At 75.3% G+C, this 16,928-nt stretch carries 14 protein-coding genes; 6 read left to right on the top strand and 8 right to left on the bottom strand.

Translation table 11 applies throughout. The features are described 5' to 3' along the window. Window positions 1-48: 48 nt before the first annotated feature. The 3 genes from cobM to OYE22_RS32300 all read right to left on the bottom strand — a co-directional run bounded on the left by cobM (window position 49) and on the right by OYE22_RS32300 (window position 3,137). A complete protein-coding gene (cobM, locus tag OYE22_RS32310) occupies window positions 49-795 on the bottom strand; it encodes a precorrin-4 C(11)-methyltransferase (RefSeq protein WP_277323751.1) in 747 nt (248 codons plus the stop codon). Next, on the bottom strand, window positions 792-2,159 hold the full coding sequence (gene cbiE, locus OYE22_RS32305) for a precorrin-6y C5,15-methyltransferase (decarboxylating) subunit CbiE (RefSeq protein ID WP_277323750.1): 1,368 nt from the start codon (window positions 2,157-2,159) through the stop codon (window positions 792-794). Before cbiE ends, cobM begins: the two co-directional genes overlap by 4 nt. A 135-nt stretch (window positions 2,160-2,294) precedes the next feature. Next, a complete protein-coding gene (locus OYE22_RS32300; protein ID WP_277323749.1) occupies window positions 2,295-3,137 on the bottom strand; it encodes a (2Fe-2S)-binding protein in 843 nt (280 codons plus the stop codon). 263 nt (window positions 3,138-3,400) lie between these two features. Between OYE22_RS32300 and OYE22_RS32295 the strand changes: the two genes are divergently transcribed. Then, window positions 3,401-4,459 (top strand): enoyl-CoA hydratase/isomerase family protein, encoded by a 1,059-nt coding sequence (locus OYE22_RS32295; RefSeq protein WP_277323748.1) that lies wholly within the window; start codon window positions 3,401-3,403, stop codon window positions 4,457-4,459. Between the two features lie 51 nt (window positions 4,460-4,510). Continuing rightward, window positions 4,511-5,233 (top strand): transporter substrate-binding domain-containing protein, encoded by a 723-nt coding sequence (locus tag OYE22_RS32290; protein WP_277323747.1) that lies wholly within the window; start codon window positions 4,511-4,513, stop codon window positions 5,231-5,233. A 52-nt stretch (window positions 5,234-5,285) separates the two neighbouring features. Here OYE22_RS32290 and meaB read toward each other — a convergent pair whose 3' ends face one another. From meaB to mutA, 3 genes are read right to left on the bottom strand one after another with little or no spacing between them, the layout of a single operon-like run. Further along, window positions 5,286-6,392: a methylmalonyl Co-A mutase-associated GTPase MeaB gene (gene meaB / locus OYE22_RS32285; RefSeq protein WP_277323746.1), complete on the bottom strand. Its 1,107-nt coding sequence runs from the start codon at window positions 6,390-6,392 to the stop codon at window positions 5,286-5,288. A 4-nt stretch (window positions 6,393-6,396) separates the two neighbouring features. Then, a complete protein-coding gene (gene scpA / locus OYE22_RS32280; RefSeq protein ID WP_277323745.1) occupies window positions 6,397-8,631 on the bottom strand; it encodes a methylmalonyl-CoA mutase in 2,235 nt (744 codons plus the stop codon). Then, entirely contained in the window at window positions 8,631-10,526 is a 1,896-nt protein-coding gene (mutA, locus tag OYE22_RS32275; protein ID WP_277323744.1) for a methylmalonyl-CoA mutase small subunit, read from the bottom strand. Before mutA ends, scpA begins: the two co-directional genes overlap by 1 nt. A gap of 231 nt (window positions 10,527-10,757) precedes the next feature. Between mutA and OYE22_RS32270 the strand changes: the two genes are divergently transcribed. From OYE22_RS32270 to OYE22_RS32255, 4 genes are all read left to right on the top strand, one after another. Then, entirely contained in the window at window positions 10,758-11,474 is a 717-nt protein-coding gene (locus OYE22_RS32270; protein ID WP_277323743.1) for a 4'-phosphopantetheinyl transferase superfamily protein, read from the top strand. 398 nt (window positions 11,475-11,872) lie between these two features. Further along, the gene (locus OYE22_RS32265; RefSeq protein WP_277323742.1) at window positions 11,873-12,268 is read left to right on the top strand and encodes a helix-turn-helix transcriptional regulator; all 396 of its coding nucleotides are present in this window, start codon (window positions 11,873-11,875) and stop codon (window positions 12,266-12,268) included. A 71-nt stretch (window positions 12,269-12,339) separates the two neighbouring features. Then, the gene (gene modA, locus OYE22_RS32260; RefSeq protein WP_277323741.1) at window positions 12,340-13,119 is read left to right on the top strand and encodes a molybdate ABC transporter substrate-binding protein; all 780 of its coding nucleotides are present in this window, start codon (window positions 12,340-12,342) and stop codon (window positions 13,117-13,119) included. A 30-nt stretch (window positions 13,120-13,149) separates the two neighbouring features. Then, complete coding sequence (locus OYE22_RS32255; protein WP_277323740.1) at window positions 13,150-15,411, top strand: ABC transporter permease; 2,262 nt, start codon at window positions 13,150-13,152, stop codon at window positions 15,409-15,411. Window positions 15,412-15,524: 113 nt separating this feature from the next. On the opposite strand, the gene OYE22_RS32250 is transcribed toward OYE22_RS32255, so the two are convergent. Both OYE22_RS32250 and OYE22_RS32245 read right to left on the bottom strand, forming a co-directional pair. Further along, window positions 15,525-16,070: a hypothetical protein gene (locus OYE22_RS32250; protein WP_277323739.1), complete on the bottom strand. Its 546-nt coding sequence runs from the start codon at window positions 16,068-16,070 to the stop codon at window positions 15,525-15,527. Window positions 16,071-16,213: 143 nt separating this feature from the next. Next, entirely contained in the window at window positions 16,214-16,912 is a 699-nt protein-coding gene (locus tag OYE22_RS32245) for an endo alpha-1,4 polygalactosaminidase (protein ID WP_277324422.1), read from the bottom strand. Between the last annotated feature and the right edge of the window lie 16 nt (window positions 16,913-16,928).

The following is a 16,928-nucleotide window of genomic DNA, read 5'->3' as shown; positions in this document are numbered from 1 at the left end:
CCGACACGACGCCGCACGCCACACCGCCCGCACCGCCCGCGAAGCCGCCTACGCCGGTCGCTCGCGGTCCACGGAGTACAGGTAGCTGTCGCTGAACTGCCCCGCGCCCAGGGTGCGGCCGACCATGATGACGGCCGTGCGCGTGATGTCCGCCGCGATGGTCTGCTCGGCGATGGTCTCCAACGTGCCGCGCAGCACGAGTTCGTCGGGGCGGCTGGCCATGGCGACGACGGCGGCGGGGCAGTCGGCGCCGTAGTGCGGGAGCAGCTCGGCCACCACCCGCTCCACGTGGCGGGCCGCGAGGTGGACGACGAGCAGGGCGCCGCTGCGGCCGAGGGTGGCGAGGTCCTCGCCCTCCGGCATGGGCGTGGCGCGCTGCGCGACGCGGGTGAGGATGACGGTCTGCCCGACGGTGGGCACGGTCAGTTCGCGGCCGAGGGCCGCCGCCGCCGCCGCGAACGCCGGCACGCCGGGCACCATCTCGTACGGCACGCCGGCCGCGTCCAGCCGGCGCATCTGCTCGGCGACCGCGCTGAACACCGACGGGTCGCCCGAGTGCAGCCGGGCCACGTCGTGCCCGGCGGCGTGGGCGGCGACGAGTTCGGCGGTGATCTGGTCGAGGTCGAGCCGGGCGGTGTCCACCAGGCGGGCGTCCGGCGGGCACTCGGCGAGTAGTTCGCGCGGCACCAGGCTGCCCGCGTACAGGCACACGGCGCAGCGCGCCAGGGTGCGGGCGCCGCGCAGGGTGATCAGGTCGGCGGCGCCGGGGCCGGCACCGATGAAGTACACCGTCATCGTTCTTCTCCTCGGTCCGGTCCGGTCGCGCGGTCGGCGCCCGGGGTGCCGGCGCGGCCGGCGGGGATGGCTGTGCGGCTGGCGGGGATGGCCGTGCGGCCGGCGGCGCGGGGGGCCTCGGCGTTCTTGGTCACGGCCCACTGGGTGACCGGCATGGCCTGGCGCCAGCCGGTGAAGCCGCCGACGGGGACGGCGCGCGCGACCGTGAGGCGTACGAGTTCGCCGCCGTGGCGCCGGTACCAGTCGGCCAGCAGCGCCTCCGACTCCAGCGTCACCGTGTTGGCCACCAGCCGGCCGCCGCCCGGCAGCGCGGCCCAGCAGGTCTCCAGGAGGTCGGGGGTGGTCAGCCCGCCGCCGATGAACACGGCGTCGGGCGTGGGCAGTTCGGTCAGCGCGTCGGGCGCCTTGCCGGTGATCACGCGCAGCGACGGCACGCCGAGGGCCGCCGCGTTGCGCTCGATGCGCGCCGAGCGCACCGGGTCGCGTTCGACGGTCAGGGCCCGGCAGGCGCGGTGCGCGCGCAGCCACTCGATGGCGATGGAGCCCGAGCCGCCGCCGATGTCCCACAGCAGTTCGCCGGGGGCCGGGGCGAGCGCGGCGAGCGTCGCGGCGCGTACCCGGCGCTTGGTGAGCTGGCCGTCGTGTTCGTACGCGTCGTCCGGCAGCCCGGGCACGGTGGCCAGCCGGGGCGCGTCGGGGGTGGCGCGGCACTCGACCGCGATCACGTTGAGGGCGTCGCCCGGGGGGTGCGGCCAGTCGTCGGCCGTGCCGGCGAGCTGGCGCTCGCGCTCGCCGCCGAGTTGTTCGAGTACGCGCAGGGTGCTCGGTCCGAAGCCCCGCTCACTCAGCAGGGCCGCGACCTCGGCCGGGGTGTGGGGGCCGGCGCTCAGGACGAGCAGCCGCCGCCGGTCGAAGAGCCAGCGGTGCAGGGTGGCCAGCGGCCGGCCGACGAGGCTGACCACGTCCGCGTCCTCCTGCGGCCAGCCGAGCCGCGCGCAGGCGTACGCCACGGACGAGGGGTGGGGCAGGACGCGCAGCCGCTCGGCCCCCAACTCCTCGGTCAGGGCCCGGCCGATGCCGTAGCAGAACGGGTCACCGCTGGCGAGGACGGCGACGCGGTGCCCGGCGTGCGCGGCGAGCAGCCCGGCGACCGCGGGGCGCAGCGGGGACGGCCAGGGAACGCGACGGCCGGGGCAGTCGGCGGGGAGCAGGTCGAGTTGGCGAGCCCCGCCGATCAGTATCTGGGCCTCGCGCAGGGCCTCGCGCGCGGTGGCCGTGAGCCCGCCCCACCCGTCGGCGCCGATGCCCACGACCGTCACCGGCCCGGCGTCGTCGGGGCGGGCGTCGGGTGGGTCGGCGTTCACGGAAGGTACCTCGGCGGTCGGGGATGGCAGCAGCCGCACTCTACTGACCTGCTGCGATCGCGCCGCGACCGGGCCGCCGCCGGGTGCCCCGGCCCCCCTGCCGCCCGGTCCCGGGGCCCGCTGGCCGGCCGGGTGTCAGCGTCCGGGCACGCGGGGCAGGACGCAGTCGCCGCACAGGCCGCCGCCCGGCACCCGGTAGTAGAGGCAGCAGGTGCCGCGTCGGAACGCCGGGCGGGGGCCCGGGCTCCAGTGGCCGGTGGAGCGCAGCGGTTCTGCGGCGAACAGGTCGCGGGCCAGGGCCCGCGCGCGGACCGTGGCCGCCTCGCGGTCCTCGGCTCTGACGCCGTCGCCCGGCCGCGCCGGCGCGTGCAGCCAGCCGTGGAGTACGCCGAGCGCGCCGGCCAGCGCCGAGCCGGCGTTTCCCCACAGCAGAGCGCCCGAGAGCCCGGAGGTCGCCGCGGCCACCCGGTGCAGCGGGGCCAGGTGCTGGTCGATGACCGTGGCCCGTACCCGTTCGGCCAGGTCCGCGACAGGTGTGGGGTCCACGGGGTCCGGCGTCGCGTCGGCGTCCGGCAGCCACAGCTCGCGCGGGGCGCTGTGTTCGGGGTGCCACCACAGGCGCCTCGGGTCCAGGTCCGGCACCCGGCCGGTCAGCGCGGCGCAGCCCACCGCCAGCGACCACAGCCGCCCGGCCAGCCCCTGGAAGCCGAGCGAGGCGGCCACCCGGAGTTCGTCGGTGCCCAGCCGGCGCGCGACCGTGGTGTAGCGGTGGCGCAGCGCGGGCGGGGCGACCGCCAGTCGGTCGGCGGCCGGCGGGCCCGCGACGTACACCTCGGCGAGCGGCACGTAGCCCTCGGCCCGCAGACCGGCCGGGCCTGGTGGGTCGGTGCGTACGGCGAAGAACGGCCCGATCCGGGCGACCGTGTGCAGCGGCCGGGGCGGCATCGTCGGCCGGGCGGGCCTTTCGGGCTCGGGCATCGGTGTCGGCCGTCCTCTCCGGGTCTGGCCGGGGCCCTCGGTCGGGGCGCCCGTCGCCTGGGCGCGGACCAGGCTAGCCGCATCGCCCCGTGAGGTCCCGGCCCGGCGATCGCGGCGGGAGCGACGGAGGCGGGGATCGACGGAGGTGGGGGGAGCGTACGGGCGGCGCGGGCCGGTTGAGAGGATCGCACCAGCAGCGCGCCAGGCCCAGCCATCGAGACCACGCGACGCGCCGTCGCGAGCGACCCGACCGGAGCGAACCGATGAACCACTCCCCCGCCGCCGAAGACGTCCTGACCCGCGTGCGCGGCAGGTCCGCCACGCTGACCCTCAACCGTCCCAAGGCCCTCAACTCCCTCAGCCACGCCATGGTGCGCGCCATCGACGCCGCGCTGACCGCGTGGGAGCACGACGACGCGGTGCACACGGTGGTCATCGAGGGTGCCGGTGAGCGCGGCCTGTGCGCGGGCGGCGACATCCGCGCCATCTACGAGGACGCCCGCGCCGGCGGCACCGCCTCCCGCGCGTTCTGGCGCGACGAGTACGTGCTCAACGCCCACATCGCCCGCTACCCCAAGCCGTACGTGGCGCTCATGGACGGCATCGTGATGGGCGGCGGCGTCGGGGTCTCCGCGCACGGCGGGGTGCGCGTGGTGACCGAGCGCTCGACGGTCGCGATGCCGGAGGTCGGCATCGGCTTCGTGCCGGACGTGGGCGGTACGCACCTGTTGGCCTCCGCGCCCGGCGAGTTGGGCACGCACCTGGCGCTGACCACGGACCGGATGGCGGCGGGTGGCGCCATCGCGTGCGGCTTCGCGGACCACTTCGTACCGGCGGAGCGACTGGAGGCGTTCAAGGCCGCGTTGGAGACCAGTACGCCGGCGGAGGCGGTGGACCGCTTCGCCGCGCCGGCGCCGGCCAGCGAGTGGGACGAGCACCGCGAGTGGATCGACGCGTGCTACGCCGCCGACTCCGTCGAGGAGATCCTGACCCGGCTGCGCGAGTGCGGCGTGCCGGCGGCCAAGGAGGCGGCGGAGCGCGTCGCGGGCAAGTCGCCCACCGCGCTGAAAGTGACCCTGAGCGCGCTGCGCCGGGCCCGGCGACTCGGCGCCCTGGAGCCGGTCCTGGACCAGGAGTACCGGGTCTCCTGCGCCGCGCTGACCACACCGGACCTGGTGGAGGGCGTGCGCGCGCAGGTGGTCGACAAGGACCGCCGGCCGCGCTGGAGCCCGGCCCACCTCGCGGAGGTGAGCCCGGCCGACGTGGAGCGGTTCTTCGCGGACCTGGGCCCGGAGGAGTTGGGCCTGGCGGCCCGCCCGTGACCACCGGTTCCGCGCGGTGACGGGCGACGCGGGCGGCCTAGACTCCGGGCCATGACGAACGCGATCACCGACATAGCGCGGGACCTCGCCCCGCTCGGCACCCTGCGGGCCTCGATCAACCTGGGCAACCCGGTCCTGGCCCAGGGCACGCCGGCGGCCCCGGCCGGCGTCACGGTGGACCTCGCGCGCGAGGTCGGCGCGCGGCTGGGCGTCCCGGTCGAGTTCCGCTGCTTCGACGCGGCGCGCAAGTCGTACGAGGCGATGGCGACGGGCGAGGCGGACCTGTGCTTCCTGGCCGTCGAGCCCGCGCGGGAGGCGGACGTCGCCTTCACCGCCCCGTACGTGCTCATCGAGGGCGTGTACGCCGTGCCGCGGGGCGCGCCGTTCGCCACCGCCGCCGACGTGGACCGGGAGGGCGTGCGCATCGGCGTCAAGCGCGGGTCCGCGTACGACCTGTTCCTCTCCCGCACCCTGCGCCACGCCAGCGTGGTGCGTGGCGACGAGGGCGTGACGGCCTTCCGCGCCGGGGGACTTGAGGTCGCGGCCGGCATCCGGGAGCCGCTGACGGAGTACGTCGCGGCGCAGCCGGACCTGCGCCTGCTCGCGGACCCGTTCATGCACATCCGGCAGGCCGTGGGCACCACCAGGGACCGCGAGCCGGCGACGGTCGACTTCCTGCGCGACCTCGTGGAGGAGTTGAAGGCGAGCGGCTTCGTCGCCGACGCGCTGCGCCGCTCGCGGCAGTCCCCCACGCTGGTCGCCCCGGCCGGCTAGGCACGGCCCCGGCCGGCCGGGCGCGCGGGGCGCCCGGCCGGCACGGGTCGTCTCAGGCGCGGGTCGCGTCCCCGTCGAGCGGCGTGCCGCTCTCCTCGCCGGTGGTCGGCGAGGCGAAGGCGGCCAGGACGCGTTCGGCCGCCAGGGAGGCCGTGAGCGTGCCCTCCCGGACCTGGCGTTCGACCTCGGGGCCCACCCGGCGAACCGCGGGGTGCTCGCGGAGCTGGGTCAGGAGCTGGTCCTGGACCATCGACCAGACCCACTCCACCTGCTGGTCGCGCCGCTTGACCTGGAGCGCGCCCGTCGCGTCCAGCACCTTGCGGTGTGCCTCGACGCGCTCCCACAGCTCGTCCAGGCCCGTACCCTCGCGGGCGCTACAGGTCAGCACCGGGGGGTTCCACACCTCGTCCGGGTGCGGCGGCCCGTCGGCGCCGCGCGCCCCCGCGGGCCCGGCGGCGGAGGCCGTGGAGGGGGCCGTCTGCGGGCGCAACAGCCGCAGGGCGCCGGCCAGTTCGCGGGCCGCGGAGCGGGCGTCGCGCTCGTGCGGGCCGTCGGCCTTGTTGACCGCCACCAGGTCGGCCAGCTCCACGACGCCCTTCTTGATGCCCTGGAGCTGGTCGCCGGTGCGGGCCAGGGTGAGCAGCAGGAAGGTGTCCACCATGCCGGCCACCGCCGTCTCGGACTGGCCCACGCCCACGGTCTCCACCAGCACCACGTCGTACCCCGCGGCCTCCATCAGCACGATGGTCTCCCGGGTCGCCCTGGCGACGCCGCCCAGGGTGCCCGAGGTGGGCGAGGGGCGGACGAAGGCGGCCGGGTCCACGGCCAGGCGCTCCATCCGGGTCTTGTCGCCCAGGATGGAGCCGCCCGTGCGGCTGGAGGACGGGTCGACGGCGAGCACCGCCACCCGGTGGCCGCGCTCGGTGAGCAGGGTGCCGAGCGCGTCGATGAAGGTGGACTTGCCCACGCCGGGCACGCCGCTGACGCCCACGCGGCGGGAGCCCCCCGCGTACGGCAGCAGCTCGATCAGCAACCGCTGGGCGAGCGCGCGGTGGTCGGGCCGGGTGGACTCCACGAGGGTGATGGCGCGGGCGATGTGCGCCCGCGAGCCCTCGCGGATGCCGCGTACGTACTCGTCGATGTCGATCTTGGGTGGCATGGGCTCACAGCTCGTGGCCGAGCGCCGCGCCCAGCGACGTGACCAGGTCGTGGGCGGCGTCGGGGATCACCGTGCCGGGTGGGAAGACGGCGGCCGCGCCCATCTCGCGCAGCGTCTCGACGTCCTGCGGCGGGATGACGCCGCCCACCACGATGGTGATGTCCTCCCGCCCCGCCTCGGCCAGTTGCTCGCGCAGCGCCGGCACCAGCGTGAGGTGGCCGGCGGCCAGCGAGGAGACGCCGACGATGTGCACGTCGGCCTCCACCGCCTGCCGGGCGACCTCGGCGGGGGTCTGGAACAGCGGGCCGACGTCCACGTCGAAGCCGAGGTCGGCGAAGGCGGTGGCGATCACCTTCTGGCCCCGGTCGTGCCCGTCCTGGCCCATCTTGGCGACCAGGATGCGCGGGCGTCGGCCCTCGGCCTCCTCGAAGGCGCGGACCAGCGCCCGGGTGCGCTCCACGCCTGATGACGTTCCTGCCTCGTCTCGGTACACACCGGAGATCGTACGGATTTGGCCGGAGTGCCGCCCGTACACCTGCTCCAGGGCGTCGGAGATCTCGCCGACGGTGGCCTTGGCCCGGGCCGCGTTCACGGCCAGGGCCAGCAGGTTGCCCTCCAGGCCGCCGCCGCGCTGGGCGCCGTCCCGGGCGGCGCCGGTCAGCGCCCGCAGCGCGTCCTGGCACGCCTGCTCGTTGCGCTCCTCGCGCAGCCGGCGCAGCTTGTCGATCTGCTGGGCCCGCACGGCGGAGTTGTCGACCTTGAGGACGTCGATCTGCTCGTCGCTGTCCACCCGGTACTTGTTGATGCCGATCACCGGCTGCCGGCCCGAGTCGATGCGGGCCTGGGTGCGGGCGGCGGCCTCCTCGACGCGCAGCTTGGGGATGCCCGCGTCGATGGCCTTCGCCATGCCGCCGGCCGCCTCGACCTCCTCGATGTGCTGCCAGGCGCGGCGCGCGAGGTCGTGGGTGAGGCGCTCCACGTACGCGCTGCCGCCCCACGGGTCGATGGCCCGGGTGGTGCCCGACTCCTGCTGGAGCAGGAGTTGGGTGTTGCGGGCGATGCGGGCGGAGAAGTCGGTGGGCAGCGCCAGCGCCTCGTCCAGCGCGTTGGTGTGCAGCGACTGGGTGTGGCCCTGGGTGGCGGCCATGGCCTCGACGCAGGTGCGGGCGACGTTGTTGAACACGTCCTGCGCGGTCAGCGACCAGCCCGAGGTCTGCGAATGGGTGCGCAGCGAGAGGGACTTGGCGTTCTTCGGGTCGAACTGCCTGACCAGCTTGGCCCACAGCAGACGGGCCGCGCGCAGCTTGGCGATCTCCATGAAGAAGTTCATGCCGATGGCCCAGAAGAACGACAGCCGAGGCGCGAAGGCGTCCACGTCCATGCCCGCGTCCAGCCCGGCCCGCAGGTACTCCACGCCGTCGGCGAGGGTGTACGCCAACTCCAGGTCGGCGGTGGCTCCGGCCTCCTGGATGTGGTAGCCGGAGATGGAGATGGAGTTGTAGCGCGGCATCTTCTGCGAGGTGTACGCGAAGATGTCGGAGATGATCCGCATGGAGGGCTGCGGCGGGTAGATGTAGGTGTTGCGGACCATGAACTCCTTCAGAATGTCGTTCTGAATGGTTCCGGCCAGCTTCTCGGGCGCGACGCCCTGTTCCTCGGCGGCGACGATGTACAGCGCGAGCACGGGCAGCACCGCGCCGTTCATCGTCATCGACACGCTCATCTTGTCCAGCGGGATGCCGTCGAAGAGCTGCCGCATGTCGTAGATCGAGTCGATGGCCACGCCGGCCATGCCGACGTCGCCGGTCACCCGCGGGTGGTCGCTGTCGTAGCCGCGGTGGGTGGGCAGGTCGAAGGCGACCGACAGGCCCTTCTGCCCCGCGGCGAGGTTGCGCCGGTAGAAGGCGTTGGACTCCTCGGCGGTGGAGAAGCCCGCGTACTGGCGCACCGTCCACGGCTGGTTGACGTACATCGTCGGGTACGGGCCGCGCAGGTAGGGCGCGATGCCCGGGTAGGTGTTCAGGAAGTCGACGCCGGCCAGGTCCTCGGCGCCGTAGAGCGGCTTGACGCCGATGCCCTCGGGCGTCTCCCAGACCAGCGCGTCCTCGTCCTTGCCGGTGCTCTCGCGGAGCGCGGCGCGCCAGTCGTCGGCGGTGCGGCCGGGGGTCTCGCCCTCCTCGGCCAGTTCGACGTCCGCGAAGTTCGGGATCTGGCCCGTCGCTGCTGCCTCGCCTTGCATCACGCAATCCCCATGGTGTCCAGGGCCGAGGTCAGCACCTCGACCGCGTCGCAGCCCGCGTAGACGAACTCGTCCACCCCGGCCCGCACGTAGTCTTCCCGCCGCTCGCCGGGGCGGCCCGCCAGGTAGACCCGGGTGGCTCCCGCGGCCTTGAGCCGGGCGGCGGCGTCCTCGGCCTGCTCGGCGTAGAGCTGGTCGGTCGAGCACAGGCAGGCGATCCGCGCGCCGCTGTCGGCGAACGCCTCGGCCGCCGCCTCCGGGTCGGTGCCGTCCTGTTCCCGCACGGCCTCGATGCCACCGGCCTGGAAGAGGTTGGCGGCGAAGGTGGCGCGCGCGGTGTACGCGGCGGCCGGGCCGAGCGTCGCGAGGAAGACCTTCGGCCGCTCCCCCGCCGTCGCCCGGTGGGCGTCGCTGCGGGCCCTGAGCCGCTCGTACGCCTCGTCGCGGCGCACGCGGGGCAGGCCGCCCTCCGGTGTCGCCACGGCGGGGGCCGGCTCGCGCTCGATGGGGCGCTCGTCCAGCAGCGGGAACTCGCTGACGCCGGTGATCGGCTCCTTGCGCCGGGCGAGGTCCTTCGAACGGCGCTGCCAGGTGGCGGCGAGCCGGTCGGGGATCAGCCCTGAGGTGAGCCCGCTGGCCATGCCGCCGGCGGCCTCGATCTCCTGGAAGAAGGCCCAGGCGGCCTCGGCGACCTCGGCGGTCAGCCGCTCCACGTACCAGGAGCCGCCGGCCGGGTCGATGACGCGGGCCAGGTGCGACTCCTCGATGAGGATGGAGGAGGTGTTGCGGGCGACGCGGCGGGCGAAGCCGTCGGGCAGGCCCAGCTCGCTGTCGAAGGGCAGCACGGTCACGGCGTCGGCGCCGCCAACGCCGGCGCCCAGGGTGGCGACGGTGGTGCGCAGCATGTTCACCCACGGGTCGCGCCGGGTCATCATCACCGGCGAGGTCACCGCGTGCTGCCGCTGCGCGGCGCTGCCGTCGGCCGCGCCGCAGACCCGCGCGACCCTGGCCCACAGGCGGCGGGCGGCGCGCAGCTTGGCGATGGTCAGGAACTGGTCGGTGGTGGCCGCGTAGCGGAACTCCAGTTGCGCCAGCGCCGCGTCGACGGACAGACCGGACGCGGTCAGCTCGCGCAGGTAGCCGACGCCGGCGGCGAGCGAGCAGCCGAGTTCCTCGGCGGTCGAGCCGCCGGCCTCGTGGTAGGGCAGCGCGTTCACGCTCAGCGCCCGCACGCCCGGGTAGTCGCGGCTGGCCCGGCGGGCCAGCTCGGTGGCGTCGGCCAGGTGCCCGGCCAGGGCATCGGCGCGGCCGGTGCGGGCCAGGACGCCGTACGGGTCGGCGCCGAGGACGGCGAGCGCGGCGTGCTGGGGCACCTCGCGCTGGTCGTAGAGGGCGAGCAGGGCCGAACCCGCGGCGGCGAAGTCGGGGCCCGCGTCGAGGGCGACGGTCACCAGGTCGAGGTAGACCCCTTCCAGGGCCCGGGGCAGCGCGTCGGTGGGCAGCGCCCCCTCGCCGACCGCCAGCCACAGCGAGGACACCCCGTTCTCCAGGTCGGCGAGGACCGCCTCCCGGGCGCGCTCGGGATCGGGGTGCGCGTGGCGCTGGCGTACGTCCCAGCCGGCGACCGCCGCTCCCTCGGGGCGTCCGCCGCGCACGAAGGGGGGGAAGCCGGGGTAGCCGACGGCGGTCGCGTCGGGGGCGTCGTCAGCGGTGTAGAGGGGGCGGGCGAAGATGCCGTCCTGGAGCGGGGTTCTGAGCGCCTCCTCGGCCGCGACGCCGGTGGCGTCGGACGCGCCGGACTTGCGCAGCACGTGGCCAACTAGCTGTTGCCACTGCTCTCGGGATGCGTCCGGGAACTCGGCTGCCAAGGGGAGCCCGTCGGGCAAGACCGTCATGCGACGGAGACTAGGGGAGGTTTGTGAACGACAGGAGTAGGGCACACTGTGATCTTGCCCTCGTTCGCTCCTGCCAAGCGCGACAGATCGCTAGGGTACGGACAGAATGACCTGCAAGGCGCTTACGCACAACGGGGGTTGGCCATGGGACGGGACACGGACGAGGCCGCTGTGAAGGACTTGACAAGCGGGGCGGCGCCTGTTCCGTCGGCATCCGTCATATCGACCGCGTTGGTCCCCCCGACCGTCTCCTGGGCCGAGGCCGTACGGACCGATGCCGAGCCCGACGTGCTCTTCCCCGAAGAGGCCGCCCTGCTCGAGCGCGCGGTACTCAAGCGGCGCCGCGAGTTCACCACGGTACGTGCCTGCGCGCGGCGCGCGATGGCCGGCCTCGACCTCCCGCCCACCCCGGTCCTGCCGGGCAAGCGCGGCGAGCCCAACTGGCCCGACGGCGTGGTGGGCAGCATGACCCACTGCGACGGGTACCGCGCCGCGGCCCTGGCCCCGCACACGGCGGCCCGCTCGATCGGCATCGACGCGGAACCACACGCCCCGCTGCCCGACGGCGTGCTCGGCATCGTGTCGCTGGACGCCGAGCGGGAGCGCGGCCAGCGGATCGCCGACGGCGCCTGGGGGCCCGGCGGCCCGGTGCACTGGGACCGGCTCCTGTTCAGCGCCAAGGAGAGCGTCTTCAAGGCGTGGTACCCGCTGGCCCGGCGCGAACTGGACTTCTCCGACGCCGAGTTGACCTTCACCCCGCAAGCCGCGGCCTCCGGCGACGCCGAGGGTCCCGCCCATCAGGGCACCTTCCGGGCTCGCCTGCTGCCGTCGGCGGACATCCCCGACGGGTTCCCCTTCACCGGGTTCGACGGCCGCTGGGTGATCCACGACGGCTTCGTCGTCACGGCGATCGTGGTGCCGCCCGCGACGGTGCCGGCCGCCCGCTAACGGCTCCCGGCGGGACAGCTCCAGCCCACACGCCGTTCCGCCGCCGACAGCCCACCCCTCCCCGCCCCGGTCGCGTCACCACCCGTGCCGCGCGACCGGGGTTTTCGCATGCGGTGCGCCGCCCGTGCCGCCCGAGTGGCAGACGCACACCAGGCCCCGCGCCGTACGCCGGGTGGCGCGGCGAGGGCGGTGAGGTGATGCACGGGTGCGCGTGCGGAGGGCGCGCCCGGTGTTCCCGCTCTCGATCCGCTTCAGTGCGCCGCCTTGGGTCGGTGCGTGGGAGCGCGCTCATGAGATAGCGCCTGGGAGCCGCAGGAAGCGGAGACGAGGCAGCAGATGCCAGCGATTCTCGCTCGCACGTTTGCAGATGCTGCCTGAAGACGCATATCGTCCCGCACATGCAGTCCTACAGCATCGGTCAGGCCGCGCGGTTGCTCGGCGTCAGCGCGGACACCGTGCGTCGGTGGGCCGACGCGGGCCGCGTCACGACCCACCGCGACGAGGGCGGGCGGCGGTTGATCGACGGCCGGCACCTCGCGGCCTTCTCCGTGGAGTTGGCGCAGGCCGCCGACGGCGAGGAGGACGTGCCGTACACCTCGGCCCGCAACGCCTTCGCGGGCATCGTCACCGCCGTCAAGCTCGGTGACGTCGCGGCCCAGGTGGAGATCCAGGCCGGGCCGCACCGGCTGGTCTCGCTGCTCACCCGGGAGGCCGTGGAGGAACTCGGCCTTGAGGTGGGTGTGCGCGCCACCGCGCGGGTGAAGTCCACCAACGTGCACATCGACCGCGTCTGACCCGCCGCACCGCCGCGGGCCCGCACCCGCACCCGCGCCCGCCCTCGTCCAGGATCCCCAAGGAGCCCTCCGTGTCCCTCGCCCGCCCGTGCCGCCGGGTCGCCGCCGCGCTGTGCCTCGCCGCCCTGTTGACCGTGGCCGGGTGCGGCTCCGGTGACGACTCCGCCGGCAGCGGTGCGGACGGCAGGACCCAGTTGACGGTGTTGGCCGCGGCCTCGCTCACCGACGTGTTCGCCAAGGCCGGCGCGGCCTACGAGAAGGAGCACCCGGACGTGCGGGTGCGGTTCTCCTTCGCCGGGTCGCAGGACCTGGCCGCGCAGGTGCGGCAGGGCGCGCCGGCCGACGCGCTGGTCACCGCGGACCTGCCGACGATGCGCGGGCTGCGGGGCGAGACCGGTCCGATGACGACCATCGCCAGGAACCGCCTGGTGATCGCGGTGGGCGAGGGCAATCCGCACCGCGTGCGCGGCCTGCGCGACCTCGCCGACACGGACCTGAAGGTGGTCCTGGCCGCGCCCGAGGTGCCGGTGGGCCGCTACAGCGAGGCCGTGCTCGACGGGCAGCACGTGAGCGTCAAGCCCGTGTCACAGGAGCCGAGCGTGCGGGCCGTGCTCAGCAAGGTCACGCTCGGCGAGGCCGACGCGGGCATCGTCTACGTCACCGACGCGGCCACCGCCAAGGACAGCGTCGACACCGTGGCCATCCCCGACGCCCAGAACGCCATCGCCATCTACCCCGCCGCGCCCCTCTCCTCCTCCCGGCACGAGGCGCGGGCCGCCTCGTTCGTACGGTGGCTGACCTCGCCCACGGCGCAGAAGATGCTGCGTGAGGCGGGGTTCCAGCGCCCCTGAGCCTCCTCGGACCGTAAGGAACCGGCACGGATGAAACACAGCGCGCACGGCAGGGGCGGCGACCCTGGACGTCTCCCCCCGGCCGAGGCCGGCCGGGGGCCGGAGCGGACGGGGCCGGTTCGCGGCGGTCGGCGCCTTGGGCGCGGGCGGCGGGCCGCGCGGGCGGGCACGCCGCTGGCGCTCGCCGTGCCGGCCGCGCTGGCGGTCGCGTTCCTGCTGCTCCCGCTGGCCGGCATGGTGGCCCGCACCTCCTGGTCCGAGTTGGGCACGCACCTGGGCAGCGCGCCGGTGCGGGACGCGCTGTGGCTGTCGCTGACCGTCTCGTTCTGGTCGCTGGGCATCTCCGTGGTGCTCGGCGTGCCGCTGGCCTGGGTGCTCGCCCGGGGCGCGGTGCCCGGCAAGACGCTCGTACGCTCGCTGGTCCTGCTGCCGATGGTGCTGCCGCCGACGGTGGGCGGTGTGGCGCTGCTGCTGGGCTTCGGCCGCAAGGGGCTGCTCGGTGGGGTGTTGGAGGACTGGTTCGGCGTCACCCTGCCGTTCTCCACCGCGGGGGCGGTGGTCGCGGCGACGTTCGTGGCGATGCCGTTCCTGGTCATCAGCCTGGAGGGCACGCTCGCCGGGTTGGACCGCCGGTACGAGGAGACGGCCGCCTCGCTCGGCGCCGGTCCGTGGCGGGTCTTCCGTACCGTCACGCTGCCGCTGGTGGCGCCGGGGCTGCTCGCGGGCGCCGCGCTGACCTGGGCCAGGGCGCTGGGCGAGTTCGGGGCCACCATCACCTTCGCCGGCAACCTGCCGGGCGTCACCCAGACGCTGCCGCTCCAGGTCTACCTGCTGTTGCAGGCCGATCCGGCGGCCGCCACCTCGGTGTCCCTGCTGCTGCTCGGCATCGCGATGGCCGTGCTGCTCGCGCTGCGCGGCCGATGGGCCGGCGGCACCCGCGCGCCGGGCGGCGGCACCCGGCGCGCGGCCGCGTACGACGGCGACGGGCTGCCCGCGCCGGGCCAACCGGCCGGGGACCCGGACGAGGCTCCGCTCGACGCTCCACCCTCGGACGGCGGCGCGGGGGCCGGCCCGGACGAGGACGGCCCGGGTGGCGACGCCGTCGGCGGCGGTCGGCGGGGCGGCGCGGGGGCGCCCGGCGCGGGGTGGTGCGGCTGGTCGCTGCGGGCCGAACTCACCGGCTTCAACGAGTTGGTCCTCGACGCGCCACCCGGCACCACCATCGCCGTCGTCGGGCCCAACGGCGCCGGCAAGACCACGCTGTTGCGCGCCCTGCTCGGGCTCACCGATCGGTCGCGGGCCACGCTGCGACTGGGTGACGCGGAGGTGGGCGACCTCCCGTCGCACCGCAGGGGGGTGGCGTGGGTGCCCCAGGACGGCGCGCTCTTTCCGCACCTGACGGCGGTACGCAACACCGCCTACGGGCTGCGGGCGCGCGGGGTCGGCGCGGCCGAGGCGCACCAGGTGGCGCGGGAGTGGCTGGAACGGCTCGGGGTCGGACACCTCGCGCGGCGCCGGCCGGGTCAGCTCTCCGGCGGGCAGGCGCAGCGCGTCGCGCTGGCCCGGGCGCTGGCGGCGCGGCCGCGTCTGCTGCTCCTCGACGAGCCGCTCGCGGCGCTCGACCAGACGACCCGCGCCCGGGTGCGCCGCGCGCTGCGCCGGCACCTGGCCGACTTCGACGGCGTCTGTCTGATCGTCACGCACGACCCGGTGGAGGCGGTCTCGCTCGCCGACCGGGTGCTGGTGCTGGAGCGGGGGCGGGCCGTGCAGTACGCGACGCCGGCCGAGGTGGCCCGCCGCCCGCGGTCACCGTGGGTGGCCCGCATGCTCGGCCACAACGCCTGGCGGTGCGCCATCACCGCGGACGGCGGCCTCGCGCTGCCGGGTTCGGGGCGCCTGGTGGCCGCCGACCCGCTGCCCGCGCCGGGTGGCGGCGTGGACCACCCGGTCACGGGCGGGGAAGCGGCCGGTGGCGCGGCGGGGGCCGGGGCGGCGGAGCAGGTGGGCGCGGAAGCCGTCGGGGAGGCGGGCCCGGCACTGGCGATCTTCGGGCCCGAGGCGGTCTCGCTGCACCGGGAGCGGCCGAGCGGGAGCCCGCGCAACGTGTGGCCGGGCCGGGTGCGGGAGATCACGGCCGTGGGCAGCCGGCTGCGGGTGGCCCTCGGCTCGGAGCGGGTGCCCGACCTGGTCGCCGAGATCACCCCCGCCGCGGCGGTGGAGCTCGGCCTCGCGGAGGGCACCGCCGTATGGGCCAGCGTCAAGGCCACGGAGGTCACCGTGGTGCGACTCTAGGCACCGGGGCGCCTGGGCCGCCGGGCGCGGTCCGCTCGTGGGGCGTGCGCACGGGCCTCGGGGCCGGCGGCTGGCGGCCGGTGGCTGGCGGCCGGTGGCTGGCCAGGGCTTGGCTAGAACGGGTTGACGTTGACGCAGCCGCTGTCCACGCCGTTGAGCGCCTGGCACCGTGGGCAGCGTACGGCGGTGACGGCCTGGTAGCGCAGGCCGTCGTACCACTCGTGCTCGCACCGGCCGCAGGCGACCTGTGCGATGAAGTTGTCGAGCTGGCCCCGGGCCGCCAGGACGAGGCCCCGAAGCCCCGCGACGGCGACGACGGTGCCCGTGCACTCGGCGGCCGACGTGTCCCGCTGCCACGGCCGCAGGGACTCCAGGTACAGGCCCCCGGAGTCCCTGCCCCAGGTGCCGTCCGGGGTCCGTACGACGTAGTGCAACAGCCGCTCCTCGACCGGCGGCAGGTCGAGCAGGTACCGCTTGGCCAGCTCCGCGTCGCCACCGCGGAAGACGATGTGCCGCCCCGTGCCCCGCCGGGAGCCGTCGTCGTCCGGCTCCAGGCCGGCCGCAGCGGCCCGGGCCCGGGCCGCCCGCACCGCGGCCCGCGTCACGTAGCTCAGCCGTGGCCCGTTGCCTGGGCGCCGCCGGCGTGTCAACCAACCCATCTACCCCGCCTCAGCCCGTGGTTGCCCGCACCAAGGCGATGCTAGGCCGGCGCGGCGGGGAGGGGTCCCGGACCCGCGGAGCGTTCAGGCCAGGCCGTGCGACCGTGGCCGAGGGCGCGGGCCGGGGTCCCGGTGGGCGGGGGTCAGCAGGCGTCGCGCCAGGGGTCGAGGTCGAGGCGCTTGCGCATCGAACTGAGGCCCAGATCCTTGGCGGTGCGGCAGAACTTGTCGGTCGGCAGCGTGTACTCGACGTGGAAGACGGCCTTGTCGGCCTTGATGAACGGGGTGAGCTTGGCGCACTCGCCGAACTCGGCGCACTCCTCGTTGACCGCGAACTCGAAGTCGTCCACGAGTTCGGGGATCTGGTCGAGGTCGTTCTTCAGGCCCACGGCGAGGCCGCGCTCGTGGGCGAGCTTGGACAGTCCGCGGTTGTAGGCGAGCTGGTCGGCGGCGGTGAGCGGGAAGCCGGTGCGGTTGCGGTAGCCGTCCATCAGGTCCGGCTCGACGGCGTCGAAGCCCTTCCGGGCGCACATGTCCATCCGCTTGGCCATCAGCGGCAGCAGCGTGTCGCGCTGGCGGATGTCCAACCAGCGCTCGCCCTCCCAGCCGTTGCCCTCGCCGCGCACGGCCTCGGGGAAGGCGTCGGCGTCCGGGCGCCAGTCCTCCCAGGCGCCGGCGTTGATGTAGCAGATCACCTTGCGGCCGTCGGCGTGCAGGCCGGCCACGGTCTTCGCGGAGTTCTCGAAGCCGTCGATGTCGTACACGGGCACGTCGAAGCTGGTGTCCACGCGGCCGTTGAGCTGCCACTGCCAGGTGGTGCCGGGGCGCGGCCGCCACTTCACGGCGGCCCGCTCCCCC

This window comes from Streptomyces sp. 71268 (assembly GCF_029392895.1).
GTDB lineage: Bacteria > Actinomycetota > Actinomycetes > Streptomycetales > Streptomycetaceae > Streptomyces.
The sequence above is the reverse complement of the archived record's forward strand: the minus strand, read 5'-3'. Positions and strand labels throughout refer to the sequence as shown.

Excerpts from the sequence above, each read along its gene's own strand:
- cobM (WP_277323751.1), bottom strand. The coding sequence starts at position 795 with ATGACGGTGTACTTCATCGGTGCCGGCCCCGGCGCCGCCGACCTGATC.
- OYE22_RS32300 (WP_277323749.1), bottom strand. The coding sequence starts at position 3,137 with ATGCCCGAGCCCGAAAGGCCCGCCCGGCCGACGATGCCGCCCCGGCCG.
- OYE22_RS32295 (WP_277323748.1), top strand. The coding sequence starts at position 3,401 with ATGAACCACTCCCCCGCCGCCGAAGACGTCCTGACCCGCGTGCGCGGC.
- OYE22_RS32290 (WP_277323747.1), top strand. The coding sequence starts at position 4,511 with ATGACGAACGCGATCACCGACATAGCGCGGGACCTCGCCCCGCTCGGC.
- meaB (WP_277323746.1), bottom strand. The coding sequence starts at position 6,392 with ATGCCACCCAAGATCGACATCGACGAGTACGTACGCGGCATCCGCGAG.
- scpA (WP_277323745.1), bottom strand. The coding sequence starts at position 8,631 with ATGCAAGGCGAGGCAGCAGCGACGGGCCAGATCCCGAACTTCGCGGAC.
- mutA (WP_277323744.1), bottom strand. The coding sequence starts at position 10,526 with ATGACGGTCTTGCCCGACGGGCTCCCCTTGGCAGCCGAGTTCCCGGAC.
- OYE22_RS32265 (WP_277323742.1), top strand. The coding sequence starts at position 11,873 with ATGCAGTCCTACAGCATCGGTCAGGCCGCGCGGTTGCTCGGCGTCAGC.
- OYE22_RS32255 (WP_277323740.1), top strand. The coding sequence starts at position 13,150 with ATGAAACACAGCGCGCACGGCAGGGGCGGCGACCCTGGACGTCTCCCC.
- OYE22_RS32250 (WP_277323739.1), bottom strand. The coding sequence starts at position 16,070 with ATGGGTTGGTTGACACGCCGGCGGCGCCCAGGCAACGGGCCACGGCTG.